Origin of the sequence: Paenibacillus sp. FSL H3-0310 (genome assembly GCF_038002785.1) — a bacterium.
Lineage (GTDB): Bacteria > Bacillota > Bacilli > Paenibacillales > Paenibacillaceae > Paenibacillus_AQ > Paenibacillus_AQ odorifer.
In genome coordinates this window covers 4136422-4152852 of record NZ_JBBODC010000001.1, presented here as the reverse complement: position 1 = coordinate 4152852, position 16431 = coordinate 4136422, and the positions used below count along the sequence as shown (strand labels likewise).

Below are 16431 nucleotides of genomic sequence, written 5' to 3'. Positions count from 1 at the left end.
AGTGAGTGAATGAGTCAGTTCACAGTTAAGTCAATCCATCCCAGGGCTGTTGAAATGATAACTCAAGCTATCCGTCCTCTTCTATATAAGGGATGTAAAATAGAATCCTTGCAACTGTACGTATGCTATCAATCGGAAGTTGCTCAACACGAAACCATAGATACGGCATTTGGTAAATTACGTGTGCGTGCAAGCTACTACATTCCAAAGGGATTCTCTTATATCCGCGAAGATCCTGGAAGTAGGTTTTCGTGGGTAACATTAAAACAATCTAAGGAGAAAAAAGCAATATGAATGGATTGATAATAAAAGCGAAGTGGGCTGACCTGATCCTTTCTGGTGACAAGACTTGGGAAATAAGAGGAAGCCGGACAAATAAGCGTGGAACAATCGGGATTATCAAGAGTGGCAGTGGACTTGTATATGGAACTGTGGATCTTGTGGGTTATCTGCCTCTAACTATGTATGCTTGGGATTCGAATAAGGAGAAACATCTTGCACCTTACGCAGATATAAATTACAAGACTCCGTATGCATGGGTACTGCAAAATCCAATTATCTATCCGAAGCCAATTCCTTACACACATCCACAGGGTGCAGTCATATGGGTTAAGTTGCCGGAAAACCTATTGGAAGGAGTGAATCCATCATGAGTAATACACCAGAACGTATAAAAGAGATCAATCAAATAATGGTTGGAAAATGTGTAAGAGAAGAATTGGAAGGCGCAGATTTTCCTTCAGCCGAAGACAAAGCAATTATAGATTTGCTGGCTGCTTTGGAAGATGCATATCAAAGAGAAACGAAATTTAAAAGTGATATAGAAAATCTTCTTAAAAAGTACGGAGCATAACAAAGACCCCTAAAACCTGGCCGGGTGCTGGGGTCAATGTACAATAAATCTCTCAAACCCATTATAACACAAAGGGGAATGAGGGGAATGGCAATGGTGTGGGAACAAGGGGAATTGTTTCCGAGTGCGAACAAGGCGGATATTGCAAAGACCAAAATGCTGCTCCGCAAATATCCAGATATGATGTTAATCGTTAATGGATTGCAAGTGAGAACGGAGCTTTCAGCGGATGAAGAAGCCATTCTTAAAAAATGGGGTCCAACCATTAAGAACATGGAATTGGCGATTGAATCAATAATTGATCATGAGGTAAAACAAATCATGAAATATAGATTCATTAGTCGCAATCCGCGTAAGGCTGCTGTCACTAGATGGTCGTCATTCACTGACCGTTCGCTTGATCGGAAAATTCAGGAAGGCATTGAGTCTGTTGCCGGAACACTTAAGTTACTCGGCATAATCTAAAACGTGTCTGTTTTACGTCTGTTTTGCGTCAGCATTACGTCTGTAGAATGGATTTAAAGTAGGGACATAGGGAAGAGGTTATTCCCAGGTGTCCCTGCTACCCTTAATCGTGGCAGGACTCGTCAGAGCTGAGCAGTGATGATGTCTGTTGCCATAGCAACGGTTTTAATGGCGGAACTGATAGCACAAGTAGAAAGTAGATGTTGCGGCGGTCTGATGCGGGGGATGAGAGTTCATAATCACTCTCGAAGCGCTCCACCCGGGCGCGATATGAGCATAAGGGATATGTTACGGCTTAGGTCGTACGACACCGTGCAAATACGGGTATTTATTATATGGCCTCATGGATCAGAGGGTTCGATTCCCTTCAAGGCCATAACGAATAGCATTATAACGAGGTCGCTCATTGATGGGCGGCTTATTAAGGTGTCTCCGAGAGCCACCGGAGAAGCAGTATCATTCTAAGTGTAAGGGATGTGTCTGAAGTCGCTGGGAGCGCCAGTTCAATTTTGCTCAAAGACCTTGGGTTGCATTAAGTCTAATTATTGAAGGGGACCCTTTAACCTTTTTGCGCTTAGTGTCATAGTATTAAAAACGTTAAACAAGTTAGAGGATTTGGATAAGATAGGGTAAATAGTAAATAAATAAAGATAACTATACAGGGATGTGTTAATATAAAAAAATCCAAAGTATAGGGGCTGAAGAATTTGATTGAAAACCAACCAGATAATCCTAATTCATATGAACACTTTCTAGAAAGTTTCTCGTTAAACTTATATTCTTTAAGATCATTTGCGAACAATGTGAGTCCAGTGCTAATTAGTGAAATTCCAAGTATTACAGATATAAAAAAAGTTGGGGAAATTACTGTCGTACATCTTATACAGTCAATACTATTTCTTAAGGACAATCCTGATTTAGAGAAAGATGAGTTCGAAGAACTAGAGGAACTAGAGGAGCTAGAAGAACTAGAAGAACTAGAGGAACTGGAGGAACTAGAACTAGAGGAATTAGAGGAACTAGGGAAACTAGAGGGACTAGAGGGACTAGAGGGACTAGAGAAACTAGGAAAGCAAGAGGAACATAGTGGATATTATGTGAAAAACAAACTTTTATTTCTGGAAAAATATCTTTATGAAAATTATGGTGTTGAAATAAAAGAAGGTGGAAAGCTTAAAATTTCCGGAAAAAATGCCAAACAAACGTCAAAAGCTATTGATGAATTTCAATCAAAAATGAAACAATTACATATTCTTTATCAAAGTACTTTGATGAGTCTTGCAATATATTTTGAGGTATTAATTGCTTCAATTATCAAGCAAAGGATGGTGTTACATCCTAAATCATCTGATATTGAGGAAAAGACTCTAACATTAGAGAATATAAGGAAATTAGGTTCTTTTGAAAATGCAGAGTTATTTTTAATTGAACAAGAAGTAGAGACTATTATACGAAAGAGTTATACGGATTGGATTGATTATTTAAAGAAAAATATGAAATTGAAAATGGATTATATTGAACGTTACAACGATAAAATTATTGAAATTATTCAAAGAAGAAATTTGTTTGTTCACAATGAAGGAATTGTAAATAGTATTTATTTGAAAAATATTGATCCTAAGTTAAAAGAAGGAGTGAAGTTGGGGGAGAGACTTTCTATAGATCATGCTTATATAGATGAAAGTATAGATATAGTAGAACATGCTGGTACTCTACTTGGTTTAGAATTTTGGAGTGTGATGGAGAAGCGATCCGATGAAAGAGTGAAATATACAATAAATAAAGGTATAGACCTAATGTCTGAAAAAAAATGGGAACTCTCAAAAGATCTATTTCAACTCGTTTTAAATGAAAAAATAATTGATAGCCGAGAAAAGAGTCTTTCGCAAATAAATTATTGGCTCAGTATGAAGAGATTAGGAAAATACAATGAAATTCAAAGTGAAATTGAAAATAGTGATTTTTCAGATAAAACTAGAGATTTTCGAATGTGTTATTATGCGTTAAAAGGTGAAACAGATGTAATGTATGAAATTATACAAAAAGCTCTCGAAGTAAATGAAGTTACGTTAGCAGATTTAAGAAACTGGCCAGTTTTTGACGACTATAGAGATGATGAGCGCTTTATTGGCATAATGCTCGATGAGAAGGATGAAGGTGAAGAATCTATCTTTTTATACCCCCCGGTAAGTTGAAGATGGATTTATACTTTTCTTGTTTTATTAATTGAAAAAAAAGTCGCTCATTCTTGAGCGACTTTTTATTTTTTTATTGGAGGGATAAATATTATGAAGAGAGGGCGATAAGGTTCTGGGCAAGCTCTCTGCAAAGCATGCCATGATACTAAGACTGCAAGAGAAGACGGTGGTTTTGGTCGATATATGTCTATTAGTAGAATAATTACTTGTTAAAATTCCATATTGTAAATATACTCCATTTATAAGTATTTTATATAAGGAGAATGAAAATGGAATTGAGAGATGGCTTAGAACTGGTATATTTTATTACTGGTGGCCCTGTGTTGGCTCTTATTGGCGTTTATGGATTAAAACAGCTGAAAATATCAAAAAAAGATATTTCTACACGTATTGAGAGAGAGGGTTTAATTGTAGCTAGTGATCAAGTTAAGATATTCCTCGAAAATATTATTCCTATTTTTGATGATTTCACAAAAAAATTGAATGAGAGCATGAATGCTGGGGTTTGTGAACGATTTGATATAAGTGATTTTAAGTGGGATACCTTTAAACAGGAATACTCGACTGAAAAAGCAAAAGAATATAATGGTTTAATGTTTGAGCTAATAGAGGAATTACTACTTGTTTTAAATGCTTTGGAATCATTTTCGGTATATTTTACAAAAAGAGTAGGCAATGAAGAAATTGCATACTCAACCATGGGTCTCTCCTATTGTGATACGATAAGCGTTTTATATCCATTTTTATGCCGATTAACTGAAAACGGGCATTTCAGTAACATAGTTGAGTTAACGTTATTATGGAATGATCGCAGGACTATAGAGAATACAGAAAAAGAAATTGATAGATTAAAAAAAAACTTGGAAACCAAAAATAAAAAAAAATTAAAGTTATGGGGAGTTTAACAAAAAAAGCAAGCACAATAGATGCTTGCTTTTTTTGTCCCCAATTAGTAAGAAAACAACAAATTACATTAGACCGAATCGAAATCAAATGTATGAAAATATCCCTAACAAAATTTAAGGAGCTTATCCGTGGAAGGTTTGATTGCTATGAAATAATAATATGCGATACCTCAGATGAACTGAACATACATGAACGTAAATTGACCGTAAGTTGAATACCATATGTCAGGTTTTCCGTGATACATTGGTAATGTAGAATTTGAAGAGAAAAAATTATCTAAAGGTCGCTTATACAAATGCGACTTTTTTTGTTTTCCAATGGAGGAAAAACATGAAAAGGATAAAGACTTTTAAGGAATCGCCGCTTCTTAAGCAGCTAAAGTATAAGGGGTATATATTTGGAGAATGGGAGGAGTCATTTGTTCAATTCTGTTCTAAGCAAATTGAATCTGTAAGGTCAGATGGTGGTGGAGGCGAATGAATTTTGTTCAGCCGATTCGCGATCAAGAGACTATTGATGATATCAAAAGATTCTTTCGGAAGGAATTTGGCAAACAAGGCGAACGAAACTGCATGATGTTTGTTCTAGGCATTAATACGGGACTGCGGATTCAGGATATTTTGAAGTTCTGCAAACGGGATGTTATTGGGGATCAGATCGTTATGAACGAGATGAAGACAGGAAAAAGGAAGATTATTCAGATCAACCCAACCCTAAAGCGCGAACTAAAAAAGTATACGGCTGACATGGACATGGATGATTGTTTATTCGCTTCTCGACAAGGCGGGAGCAATAAACCGATTAAGCGTGACATGGCATATAAGATCATGCGAAAGGCTGCTGATGAGTTTGGTCTAGTGGACATTGGTACTCATACCCTGAGGAAGACATTTGGTTATCACATGTACCAGAAGACGAAGGATATCACGCTCGTGAAACGTTTGCTAAACCATTCGAACGAGAGCATTACAATGGGGTACATTGGTATGGATCAGGACATGATGAACATTGCTATGAATCGTTTTGGCCTATAAGTTATTCATTTTTAATGAGTGTATAACTGATACTTACGTAGTGTTCATAAACCCTTATGTATCAAGGGATAGCAGCTGCCAACCGAGTTATGCAGAATATTAAGATATGAGGAACTGGTAATCTATACAAAATATGCAGTTTAGTATGATTTATGTAGTAGTTATTTATCATATAGCAGCAGAATGAAGCCCTTTTAAATAAGGGTTATTTGGCGTTGTTTGCCTAAATAGTTCCGTGAATATTTATACATGATAGGATGAAGAGGATGTGAAGCAGTGGCTTTGAAGAAATTCTGTAGGAAGAGTGGATGTAAATCACTGGTTGAAGGCGGGTATTGCGAGGAGCATAAGGACCTTGATAAGCAGTATGAACAGCAGAGAGGATCAGCAGCAGAACGAGGGTACGACAGCAAATGGAAGGTTGCTCGCGCGCGGTTTTTACGAAGCCATCCATTATGTGTTCACTGTGAATTATCAAGCTTAGTGACAGCTGCTACAGTGGTCGATCACATCATTCCGCATAAAGGAGACATGCGCCTGTTCTGGAATGTGAGCAATTGGCAAGGGCTTTGTGCCTCTTGTCATAGTATCAAGACAGTAAAAGAAGATGGAGGTTTTGGGAATGTTCCAAGAGCTGTTAAGTGAATGTTAGACGAATAACAAAGAGCCTATGGGTAGCACCCCATAGGCTCTTTGTTCCACGCTTGTACACCTCAACTCGTTTGCAATTGTTAGGGACTCAGGCTTGGTTTTCTGAGCAACGACTATGGTTGGTCATCTAACCTAACAATGCCAAAAGTGCTATCTCAGCTTCTATGTACGAGGCCATGACTTATGCAGCTGTGACCCTGCAAATGAAGCTTGTCTTCCCCTGTAAGCCCATGGCAGCCGATGATTCACGTAACATGATGCAACCCGTTATGTTCCGTTTTATGCCCGTCGGCAGGAAGGCAGCGATTACTTCCCATCAACGCCCCCGGTTTACGCCCGTGTGCGGAGAGCGGTGTTAACACTCAATATATACACCTGGGTTATGTTACGATCTTCATCCTAATTTGAGGAACAAGGGGAGCTCAAAAATTGGCCCAATGAGACCAACTCCTCTCTCCCCTCTCTCGAGGGATAATAAAGATACGCATTTAATGCAGATAAGTTTCGGAAAATTATTCCTTTGAAAATTTTTTTTTCAATTAGGGGGAGGGGGGCAAAATCTCTAAAAATTTTTTATATAAGAGACCGCATCGGAGTTTATTCGCGTAAAAACTCGTTTTATGAATTTTTTGAAGATTTCAGGAGGTGGCCCGGATGGGCAGAAATGCGAAACCTGTTGCTCTGCAAATTGCCGAGGGCAATCCGAATCGTTTGACCAGGGAACAGATCCAGCAGCGGAAAGATGCAGAGGTAAAGTTAGGGAAATCAGACTTGGATCGACTCAGGCCACCTGCTTTAGTGAAGACGGACGCGGTTGCTCTGGGACACTGGAAGCAGGCATTGAAGGAGTACAAGGAAGCTGCCAAGAGTGGGGCTAACCTTCTAACCAGTTCGGACGTTGGGCTGCTGGCGATGTATTGCCGGACCTATTCCGAATACGAGAAACTGCTTATTCAATATCAGACGATTGAGAACATCAAGATTGACACTAACATTTTCGAAGAATACTTTGATAAGGCTGAAGAAGTGGAAGGGATCGAGCTGAAGGCGCTGGTCTATCTGTCTCAGCTGGCTTCCCTTGAAGGCGTTCTGAAGATAGAGACGGCCATTAATAAAAAAATGGACATGCTGCTGAAAATGCAGGATCGGCTTTTCCTTAACCCGTCCTCCAAAGTGAAAAATGTTCCGACTCCAAAGAAGAAGCAGGAGACACCAAGCAAGTTCAGTCGGTTTACCGGGAATCAAAGTGGATAGCGTGGGGATCTACCCGTATAACGCCGTTTCAGAGTTGGACAGGGTAACGGCATACGCTCATGAGGTTGTCTCCGGTCGGATCATTGCCGGACAAACACAGCGCCAAGCCTGTGAACGGCACCTGAGGGATTTGGAGCGGCAGGGAACAGCAGAATTTCCGTTTGTGTTCGATGCTGAGTGTGCCCAAGTTTTAATCGACTTTGCAGAGGCGTTGACACTGGCAGAAGGAGAAGAACCGGAACCACTCCAATTGTGGGGCTTCCAAGACTTCATTTTTGGGAGCTGGCACGGTTGGTTAACGCTGGACGGGTATCGGCGCTTTCGAACCTCTTATGTCCAAGTCGCCCGACAAAATGGTAAATCCCTTGGTAATGCTGTGCCGTCTCTTTTTTATGGCAACTTTGACGGTTACAATTATCCGCAGATTTATTGCGCTGCCACAAAGGAAGATCAGGCGCGGATTGTTCTAAAGGAATGCTTGAAGTTCATAAAAGCTGACCCTGAATTATGTGGGAGCAAATATGAAACGGGGCTGTTCACTTCTAAAGAATATAAGAGCATGATTCTTTGCAACAATACGCGCGGCGAAATCAAGGCAATCGGTCGGGACACGGAGACAATAGACGGATTCCGTCCTTACTTTGCTTCGGTTGATGAATATCACAAACACAAAACTAATCAGATGTACAAGCTGCTTACCGGCGGTCAGCGAAAATTAAAGCAATGTTTAACTTCAATCATTACAACTGCCGGTTTTGATCTTAACCTTCCATGTTACGAAGAATACGAATATGGAAAAATGATTCTCGCCGGACTTCATCACGATGAGACGCATTTCGTATTTATCTGTGAGCTGGATAAAGATGATGACATTTGGGATGAATCTAACTGGCCGAAGGCAAATCCGTTATGGACCGAAGAAACATTAACAAGCCTGCGTTCTGATGCACTCAAAGCTAAACAGAAAGGCGGCAGTGACCTTCGCGATTTCATGACAAAGGCTTTGAACATCTGGGTGATGTATGCGGATAAGCAATTCATGAATCTGCAGCATTGGAAAGACTGTGAATCTGACCTGACCATTGCAGATATGGCTGGTCGTGAGTGTTACCTCGGGTTGGATCTTTCATCCGGCGGTGACTTGACTTCCGGTGCTTTGGAATTCCCGATTGACGATGAAGAGACTGGGGAACGCAAGTATTTCATTGATTCACATAGTTGGATTCCATCAGCGCGGGTTGCGGAACATGTGAAGACTGACAGCGCACCTTATGATATGTGGATCATGGAGGGCTTACTTACTCCAACGGAAACCATGGGTGGTGTAAAGACAGATTACAAATACATCATTGCGCATTACCGCGACCTTATCAAAAAGTATAATCTCAAACTAAAAGGCATCGGTTATGACCCACATAACGCAGATGCCTTTTTGTCTGACCTGGAAGAGTTCGGGGTTGATACTGTCGAGGTTATTCAGAGTGCCCGCAGCCTAAATGACGCCACAGTAGATTTTAGGCTGGAAGCTGAGGCAAAAAACCTCATGTATGATCGGAGAAACAAGCTGCTTACATGGAGCATGGCGAACGCCAAAACGACAGGAAACAGCTTCGGTGAAATCAAAATCGATAAAGAACCGAACGCTAAAACGAAGCGGATTGACCCGATTGACGCGGTCATAGATAGCCATAAACTGTTGCTTTCTATGTCTGCCAAGAATAAAAAATCTGTTTACGAGGAACGTGAAGTTCGCGTTCTATAAGGGGGTGAAGAATTGAGGGTTCCTATTTTGTCAAATTGGCTGGAGCGGCGCAGTGATAGCAGCGATTTAACTCATCCTAAACGATGGCTACTCGACTCCTTTAGGGATTTTATTGGAAAAGGTATTTCGGTTTCTGAGAAAACGGCTATGCGGTCAACGGCGGTTTTAAGCTGTGTGCGGATTCTTTCTGAGACAGTCGCTTCTCTACCGATACCAGTTTATAAGCGGTTAAATCCAAGAGGGAAACAACGTGTTAGTCATTTGGTTTCTGATTTGCTGGGTAAACTGCCAAATCCAAGAATGACCGCCTTTACGTTCCGAGAAACAATGATGGCTCATATCTTGCTCTGGGGGAATTGTTACGCTGAGATTGAGTATAATGCAACCGGGGATATTGTAGCCTTGTGGCCCATTCCTCCTTATCGGGTTGAGCATATGGAGACTGTGGAAGGTATTCCATATTTCCAGGTCACAACAAAGGATGGAAAGCAACACAATGTGCCATTTTCTAATATGTTTCATATCCCTGGGCTTGGTTTTGATGGAACAAAAGGAATTTCCGTCATATCATGGGCGCGACGTTCTATTGAGTTGTCGTTAGCAACTGAACAGTTTGGTGCAGAGTTTTTTGAAAATGGGACAAACGTTGGGGCCGTTGTTACACACCCAACTACATTAAGCGATCCGGCGTTTGAACGTTTAAGCAAGTCTCTACAGGAAAAATATGAAGGTCTTGGCAAATCTCATCGACTAATGCTACTTGAAGAGGGAATGTCCTTCGCTAAAAACTCTATCCCTCCTAATGACGCACAGTTTTTGGAGACGCGGAAGTTTCAAATTCTTGAAATCGCTCGGCTTTTTCGGGTACCGCCTCACATGTTAGCAGACCTAGAGAGAGCTACATTTAGTAATATTGAACAACAAAGCATCGACTTTGTAACCCACACGATACGGCCTTGGTTGATTCGATGGGAGCAAACAATAAATTGGAAGTTGTTCAGCGTTAATGAGCAAAAACGTCTATTTGCTGAGTTTTTGCTTGATGGTTTGTTACGAGGTGAGACAAAGGCGCGTTATGAGGCTTATAACATTGGTCGTAACGGCGGGTGGCTCTCAGTAAACGACATTAGGGAAAAGGAAAACATGAATCCAATAGAGGGTGGAGATCGTTACTTGCAGCCATTGAACATGGCCGAGGTTGGTAAAGCCGATGAAGGAGGTGAGAAGAGTAATGAAGACAACAAAGGAGCAGAGGGAGACCCTATTGCAGGGGAGCCGTTTGGAGGTGAGACGTGAAGATGGACAGCCTGCTAAGATTATTGGATATGCGGTTCGATGGGATCAGCTCTCTAATCCGATATTCGGAATGTTTCAAGAGCGATTTTCTCGGGGGGCATTCGCAGCTAGTCTGATCAACCCAGATGTATATGCATCCTGGCAACATGACAGCCGTGAGATTCTTGGCCGAACGCCAAACACGTTAATTTTGACAGAGGATGATTTGGGGCTAAGATACGAAATCACACCGCCCAGCTGGGCAGATAAATACATTGAGACGATCGAGCGCGGCGACGTGCGGGGATCGTCTTTTATTTTTCGCTCTGTTCGAGAAGAGTGGGACGATTCGAACGCAGCTATGTCCATTCGCACGATTTATGAGGCTGAACTATTCGAAGTCAGTCCAGTTACTATGCCCGCCTACCCTCAGTCTAGTGTGGGCATACGGTCAGCAGAGGAAGTATTTGCCTCCCGTCCACAATCAGAGGCAGAGGCCCGGGAAGCACGGCAGGCAGAAGAGGAACGAATCATGAATGAGCATGAAATGAGATTGAAAAAATTGAAATTATAAGGAGTTGGTTTCGTTGTTTAAAAACCTGAATGAAATGCGTAAAAAATTGGCTACGAAGAAAGAAGAAATGCGTTCTCTAATCATGCAAGCACAGTCTGAGAAGCGTGGTTTTTCTGCTGACGAGGAATCGAAATTTGGTTCTTTGGAAAGCGAAGCAGATGCGCTTGAGGCAGAAATTAAGCTAGAAGAACGGTCACAGAAATTGGCAATGGAGGGCGGACACAAAGAGAATGAAGAGAGGGATCAAATCGAGACAACCAAGGAATATCGTAGCGCCTATGAGAAATACCTAAAATATGGCCGAAATGCAGACTTCACCGACGAAGAACGCCAGGCATTCAAGGCAAAACAACAAGAAGCTCGTTCCATGGTTGAAGGAGACAAAACAGCTGGCGGCATCCTTGTTCCAGAAGATGATAGCAAGGAAATTATGCTTCAAAAGAAATCTAAGCGTTCTATCCGAAATTTGGTAGGCGTAAAACCTGTAGGGACCCTTTCCGGCAGCCGTCCGAAACGTCGCGGAACAGATCTGAAGCTTAAAAATTACGACGAAAAAGCCCCTATTGGTAAAGAAGGTACGCCAGAGTATACCGAGGTCAAATATAAGGTTCATAAATATGGTGGGATCTTTGAAGTTACTAATGAGCTGCTTGCTGATAGTGCAGTAAATATCAGTGAGGAACTTCGTGACTGGTATACAGAGGCATCACTTAATACTGAGAATGACCAAGTATTTAATGGACCAGGGGGAGAGGATTCAGCAGAAGGAATTTTTGTAACTTCTGCTTATCGAACAGTCCCTTCACCGTCACAAATCGATATTAAAACTCTTCGTAAAGTAAAAAACATGGTCGATGCCTCTTATAGAGGCGGCGCAAAATGGATCATGAATACCGCAGCGACAGAAGCACTTGCAGATATGAAATATGCAGACGGGAAAAGCGTTCTTGTCCCAGATCCGACACAAGCGGATGTCTTCACATTGTTTTCATATCCAGTTGAGGTATATGACGATATCACGACGACAGCAGGTAAAACAGAGATTGCCTTTGGTAATTTTGAAGTAGGTTATTATTTCTTTGATCGTAAAGTGTTAGAGGCTAAGACCACAGATGAGGGTGGGGATGCATTCGAGAATGACACCACACTCACCCGTGTCATTCAGCGTTTTGATGGTAAGCCAGCCAATGAAGATGCAATCGTAATTCTTACTGGTCTTAGTGTGGAAGCGTAAATTATAAGGGGGTCAGCCCCCTTAAGGAGGGTTTCTATGGGTTATATTACAAAGAATCACGCTAGCGCGGAAAAATGGGTAGTTGGCGGTGAGCTGGCGTTTGTAGGTGAAGCGAGGATTACTAAAGACGGTGAAGAGGTGAGCCTTGGAGGTGACGGAGTTCCGGGTCCTACAGGCCCAAAGGGCGATAAAGGGGATATTGGGGCAACTGGTCCTAAGGGTGACAAGGGGGATACTGGCGCCGCTGGTACTTCCCCGGCAGTGGGGACTCCTGCTTTATTGCAAGCGGGGAGCGATGCTGTACAACGTAGCTGGTCGGCTAAGGATATTAGCGATGAGATTAAACGGCAGATAGCAGCAATTTCTTCGGGTGCTTAATGTTAACGACACTTAAACGAGCTAAGTCGGCACTAGGTATCATGGAGGGAGATACGGAGCAAGATTTTTCCCTGCAAATAGCATTGGAGGCTGCATCGAATGCTATTGAACGGGAATGTAATCGCGAATTTGAGTTGAAGACATATACACAACGTCTTGACGGATCGGGAACACAGTTTCTACGGCTTCGGAATTTCCCTATTCAAACCGTTTCTGAAGTAAGAGAGGCTGGAAAGGTAATTGCAGATGATAGCTACGAAATTGAGGGAGATAACGGAATGCTATTTAAGCGTTACTGCTGGCCGTATGGGACACGGAATATTAAAGTGGAGTATACAGCAGGCTACGTCCTTCCAAGTGATGTAGCAGGGGCAGCCGAGAGTACATTGCCCAGGAATTATGAACTAGCTTGCATCCTATTTGCACAGACTCTAATGCAAACACCAGGCGTTACATCGGAACGGGTCGGGGATATTTCTGTGACTTATGCTTCCACAGCCTCCGGTGTGCTGCCTTCTGCTGTAGCTGCACTAATAAAATTATGAGGTGATTTTATGGCGAGTCAAAGATCCAGAGCGAGGCGGGTCGGTGTGCAAGTCACCGGCGAAGATAACCTGCGGTTGCTAGCCGAGCGACTTCACCCATTGACCAAGAATAAGATTCGTATTGGTATGCAGGGTGATGCCGAACTGGCTATGATTGCAGGAGTTCACGAATACGGCTCGGTGAAAATGAAGATTCCAGCCCGTTCGTTTATCGGGACCGGAAAAAAGAAAGGACAGGCTCCTATAGGTAAGTTGGTCCGGGCTGGGGTGACAGAGATTGCCCACGGTCGCAAGCGGGTAGACGAATTATTTTCGGAGATTGGTGAGACGGGACTTGATCGAATGAAGAAGAATTTTGAACGAATTAAGCAGCCGCCCTTATCCGCCCGATATGCCTCAAGAAAGACTGGCTCCCGAAAGTTGCTGCACCGGGAAGACGAGCTGCGCGACTCCCTGATTTATGACATTGTACCGAAGGGAAGATAATCATGCGGCAATTTAGATTTGCTGGCGTCATTCGAAAATATTTCAGACCTTATACCCTGATCCGAGACAGTGGAGGTGCGTGGGTCAAGGGGAAATGGGTTCCAAACTCACCGGAACGACTAATATGGAGCGGCAGCATCCAGCCTGTGAGTGCTCGATTGAAAGCGACAGAGGGCGGTAACTATACCGAGACAGATCGTATGTTATATACGACTTCGACGCACAGTACGGGTGAACGTATTGACTACATGGGCGTACAATACACCGTTAATGAATCACCAGATCGAGAGTATTCCGATATCAATCAATATCTGTTGCGGAAGGTGGTCGCCAATGCTCCCGTTTGAGGATATTAGAGTTGCCATTGTTGAGGGTATGGAATCGGCTTCCGGTGGTCTGGTCATTGAAATGAACGGCGGAGGGGATACTCCTTCCGGTGATTTCATGACTTATAGTTTCGTTGGCGGCTTCGCTTCCACCGGCGGACAACCGATTATTACCCAGCAGCTAGGAAAGCAATATAGGATGGAGACGGTGACATTTACCGTCTCTTTTAATTGTTATGCGGATGACTCAGACGTAGCTCTAGTTAACGCCATGAGGGCGAGAGATTGGTTTAAGTCAGATGGACATGATCTGTTAAAGGACAAACTTGACGTGATCGTGATTGAGATTGGAGAGATCCAGAACCGGGACATCAACATTGGTGAAGAGTGGGAAAGGCGTCAGGGGTTTGATGTTGAGTTTCGGGCTACAGATGTTGTGATAACGGATATGTCAGGCTGGATTGAGACAGCACCAACAACAAAGGAGTGAGTATTTTGAGTATTAGGGATGTTACGGTAACCATTGCCGTACAGCAGCCTACGCCGATCTTGGGCGGATTCGGGAAGCCCTTAATCTTGGGTAGTAGTACGGCAGGGAAGGATTTTAAAAACTACGCAGATATCAACGCGGTAAAGGTGGATTATCCGGCTTCGACGGAGGAATATAAGGCTGCATTTGCTCTGTTTGCACAGAAAAATCCACCAGCGGAGATTGCAATCGTGTCTCGTAAGACGGGAGCGGCTCCGGTGACGCTAGAAGATTTGCTACCGTCTTTGTTCCTCAAGGACTGGCACTTCCTAGTTACGACATCAACTGTAGTAGCGGACATTATTGCAATAGCTGACGCAGTAGAGGCGGATAAGTCTAGGCAGTTTGTCGCCCGGACCAGTAGCAAAGAGGACCTAGCAACTATCAAGGCCAAAGGCTATGCAAGGACGTTTGGCATGTATCACAAAAATATTAACAACTATCCAGATGCAGCTTGGGTTGGCGCTGTGGGAAGTCTTCCTGTGGGCAGTGTGACTTGGAAGGGCTGGACACTAGTTGGAATTGAACCTATGGACATTGACGCCACTGAACTTAATGCAATTCACGCACTGGGTGCTAATACCTATTTGACCAAAGCGGGAACCAACGTCACTAGTGAGGGGAAGACGTTCAGCGGTGACTTCATTGATTTTATTCACTGCGAAGATTATATCGTGTATTCCATTCAGTATGAAGTGCAGGACTTATTTAACCAGGCTCAAGCTGCGCTTACGAAGATCCCATATGATAACCGTGGAATCGCTCAGATTGAGAGTAGAGTACGCACTGTTCTTCAGCGGTCATTCCTTCAAGGCATGATTGCTGCTGACAATGATGGTGTACCACTGTATAACACTACATTTCCACCACGTAGCCAAGTGGACCCGGCGAATATCGCGGCCCGTAATTATCCTGATGGTCAGTTTGAGCTTGTAATCGCTGGGGCGATTCATAATACCGCTATTCGTGGTACCATCAAATTTGCGTAATTTAAGGAGGGATTCAAGTGTCAGAAGCAAAAACATATGACCCTATGGACGTCACCGCAATTGTGGGTGGCGTTTTTTTAACGGGATTCGCAGAAGACTTAGTCACCGTGGCTAAGGATGAGGAAAATTTCAGTACAAAGGTAGGAGCGCAAGGTGATGTGGTCCGAACAAAGGTAAACAATCCACTCGGTACGATTACGATTACCCTTCAATGCACCAGCCCGCAAGTGCCTTATTTAGATAGTCTAGGCAACAGCGGGAAATTGGTTCCGGTGTCCGTTGTTTATTCCGGGACACCCAAAGAAACAAATACCGCAACGCAGGCCTATCTTAAAAAACCATCAGACCGAGAGTATGGCGCGGAAGCTGGAGATCGTTCGTATGAATTTCAATGTCTTGACTTAAGCATGAACTAAAATCCAAAACTTGAGAGGAGCCAATATCCATGGCTAATACAAATTTTAAACAAAAAGAGATTACTACAAAAGCAGGAAAGACTTATACGCTTCAACATCCAGGTGTGCGCAATGTTACCCGAATTAATGACCGGGTAAAAAATAAGCATGGTGTGAATTCCGAAGAAAAGATTTGCGATGAAATGTTCAAACATGTTGTCGTGCAACCCAAGGTAACTATTGACGATTTTGAGGACTACGGAGAAATGGTTGAGGTCGCCAACAAAGCCTTTTACTTTGTTACTGGCACTCCTGATCCAGACGAAGTAGACCCGGATGAAGACAATGACGATAAGTAAAGAAGAAGCAAAGCGGCGGGCTAAAGAGAATTGGTCTTTGTGGCGGCTTTTACTGTCGGATATGGGCATTACCTATAATGACCTGGACAACATGGATCAGGATGACGTCGCCGAAGCCAACGCTGCCTTAGATATTCATATTGAACAACAGAATAAGCAAAGTAAGAAATAATAGGCGTCCTCCGGGGCGCCTACTTCTGTTGCTAGAAAGGAGGGCA

23 protein-coding genes are annotated in these 16431 nt (G+C 42.7%); all 23 read left to right on the top strand.

The window, feature by feature from the left end; all coding sequences use genetic code 11:
• Positions 1-9: 9 nt before the first annotated feature.
• The 23 genes from MHH63_RS18875 to MHH63_RS18765 all read left to right on the top strand — a co-directional run bounded on the left by MHH63_RS18875 (position 10) and on the right by MHH63_RS18765 (position 16385).
• Complete coding sequence (locus MHH63_RS18875) at positions 10-294, top strand: hypothetical protein (RefSeq protein WP_341171938.1); 285 nt, start codon at positions 10-12, stop codon at positions 292-294.
• Positions 291-653 carry an ASCH domain-containing protein gene (locus MHH63_RS18870; protein ID WP_341171937.1) on the top strand — a complete coding sequence of 121 codons (363 nt, stop codon included), beginning with the start codon at positions 291-293 and terminating at the stop codon, positions 651-653. Before MHH63_RS18875 ends, MHH63_RS18870 begins: the two co-directional genes overlap by 4 nt.
• Positions 650-853: a hypothetical protein gene (locus MHH63_RS18865; protein WP_341171936.1), complete on the top strand. Its 204-nt coding sequence runs from the start codon at positions 650-652 to the stop codon at positions 851-853. Before MHH63_RS18870 ends, MHH63_RS18865 begins: the two co-directional genes overlap by 4 nt.
• Positions 854-940: 87 nt before the next feature.
• Entirely contained in the window at positions 941-1318 is a 378-nt protein-coding gene (locus MHH63_RS18860) for a hypothetical protein (RefSeq protein WP_341171935.1), read from the top strand.
• A gap of 707 nt (positions 1319-2025) precedes the next feature.
• On the top strand, positions 2026-3513 hold the full coding sequence (locus tag MHH63_RS18855; RefSeq protein ID WP_341171934.1) for a TPR end-of-group domain-containing protein: 1488 nt from the start codon (positions 2026-2028) through the stop codon (positions 3511-3513).
• 272 nt (positions 3514-3785) lie between these two features.
• Entirely contained in the window at positions 3786-4421 is a 636-nt protein-coding gene (locus MHH63_RS18850) for a hypothetical protein (RefSeq protein WP_341171933.1), read from the top strand.
• 331 nt (positions 4422-4752) lie between these two features.
• Positions 4753-4902: a hypothetical protein gene (locus tag MHH63_RS18845; RefSeq protein ID WP_341171932.1), complete on the top strand. Its 150-nt coding sequence runs from the start codon at positions 4753-4755 to the stop codon at positions 4900-4902.
• A complete protein-coding gene (locus tag MHH63_RS18840) occupies positions 4899-5456 on the top strand; it encodes a site-specific integrase (protein WP_341171931.1) in 558 nt (185 codons plus the stop codon). Before MHH63_RS18845 ends, MHH63_RS18840 begins: the two co-directional genes overlap by 4 nt.
• Positions 5457-5732: 276 nt before the next feature.
• Positions 5733-6101 (top strand): HNH endonuclease, encoded by a 369-nt coding sequence (locus tag MHH63_RS18835; RefSeq protein ID WP_341171930.1) that lies wholly within the window; start codon positions 5733-5735, stop codon positions 6099-6101.
• A 660-nt stretch (positions 6102-6761) separates the two neighbouring features.
• Positions 6762-7361, top strand: a complete 600-nt coding sequence (locus MHH63_RS18830) for a terminase (protein ID WP_341171929.1) — start codon at positions 6762-6764, stop codon at positions 7359-7361.
• Positions 7362-7395: 34 nt separating this feature from the next.
• Entirely contained in the window at positions 7396-9123 is a 1728-nt protein-coding gene (locus tag MHH63_RS18825; protein WP_341171928.1) for a terminase large subunit, read from the top strand.
• Between the two features lie 12 nt (positions 9124-9135).
• The gene (locus tag MHH63_RS18820; RefSeq protein ID WP_341171927.1) at positions 9136-10419 is read left to right on the top strand and encodes a phage portal protein; all 1284 of its coding nucleotides are present in this window, start codon (positions 9136-9138) and stop codon (positions 10417-10419) included.
• Positions 10355-10972 (top strand): HK97 family phage prohead protease, encoded by a 618-nt coding sequence (locus MHH63_RS18815; RefSeq protein WP_341171926.1) that lies wholly within the window; start codon positions 10355-10357, stop codon positions 10970-10972. The genes MHH63_RS18820 and MHH63_RS18815 overlap by 65 nt, the downstream gene beginning before the upstream one ends.
• 13 nt (positions 10973-10985) lie before the next feature.
• Complete coding sequence (locus MHH63_RS18810) at positions 10986-12206, top strand: phage major capsid protein (RefSeq protein WP_341171925.1); 1221 nt, start codon at positions 10986-10988, stop codon at positions 12204-12206.
• A gap of 36 nt (positions 12207-12242) precedes the next feature.
• Positions 12243-12584 (top strand): collagen-like protein, encoded by a 342-nt coding sequence (locus MHH63_RS18805; RefSeq protein WP_179088419.1) that lies wholly within the window; start codon positions 12243-12245, stop codon positions 12582-12584.
• Positions 12584-13129, top strand: coding sequence for a hypothetical protein (locus tag MHH63_RS18800; protein WP_341171924.1), 546 nt, complete (start codon positions 12584-12586; stop codon positions 13127-13129). Before MHH63_RS18805 ends, MHH63_RS18800 begins: the two co-directional genes overlap by 1 nt.
• Positions 13130-13138: 9 nt before the next feature.
• Positions 13139-13615, top strand: coding sequence for a hypothetical protein (locus tag MHH63_RS18795; protein WP_341171923.1), 477 nt, complete (start codon positions 13139-13141; stop codon positions 13613-13615).
• A 2-nt stretch (positions 13616-13617) separates the two neighbouring features.
• Positions 13618-13962, top strand: coding sequence for a hypothetical protein (locus MHH63_RS18790; protein WP_341171922.1), 345 nt, complete (start codon positions 13618-13620; stop codon positions 13960-13962).
• Positions 13949-14431, top strand: coding sequence for a phage neck terminator protein (locus MHH63_RS18785; RefSeq protein WP_341171921.1), 483 nt, complete (start codon positions 13949-13951; stop codon positions 14429-14431). The genes MHH63_RS18790 and MHH63_RS18785 overlap by 14 nt, the downstream gene beginning before the upstream one ends.
• Before the next feature lie 5 nt (positions 14432-14436).
• Positions 14437-15459, top strand: a complete 1023-nt coding sequence (locus MHH63_RS18780) for a DUF3383 family protein (protein WP_341171920.1) — start codon at positions 14437-14439, stop codon at positions 15457-15459.
• A gap of 17 nt (positions 15460-15476) precedes the next feature.
• A complete protein-coding gene (locus MHH63_RS18775) occupies positions 15477-15875 on the top strand; it encodes a phage structural protein (RefSeq protein ID WP_081384397.1) in 399 nt (132 codons plus the stop codon).
• 29 nt (positions 15876-15904) lie between these two features.
• Positions 15905-16213, top strand: coding sequence for a hypothetical protein (locus MHH63_RS18770; RefSeq protein WP_076316778.1), 309 nt, complete (start codon positions 15905-15907; stop codon positions 16211-16213).
• Complete coding sequence (locus tag MHH63_RS18765; protein WP_076098433.1) at positions 16200-16385, top strand: hypothetical protein; 186 nt, start codon at positions 16200-16202, stop codon at positions 16383-16385. The genes MHH63_RS18770 and MHH63_RS18765 overlap by 14 nt, the downstream gene beginning before the upstream one ends.
• Positions 16386-16431 lie beyond the last annotated feature (46 nt).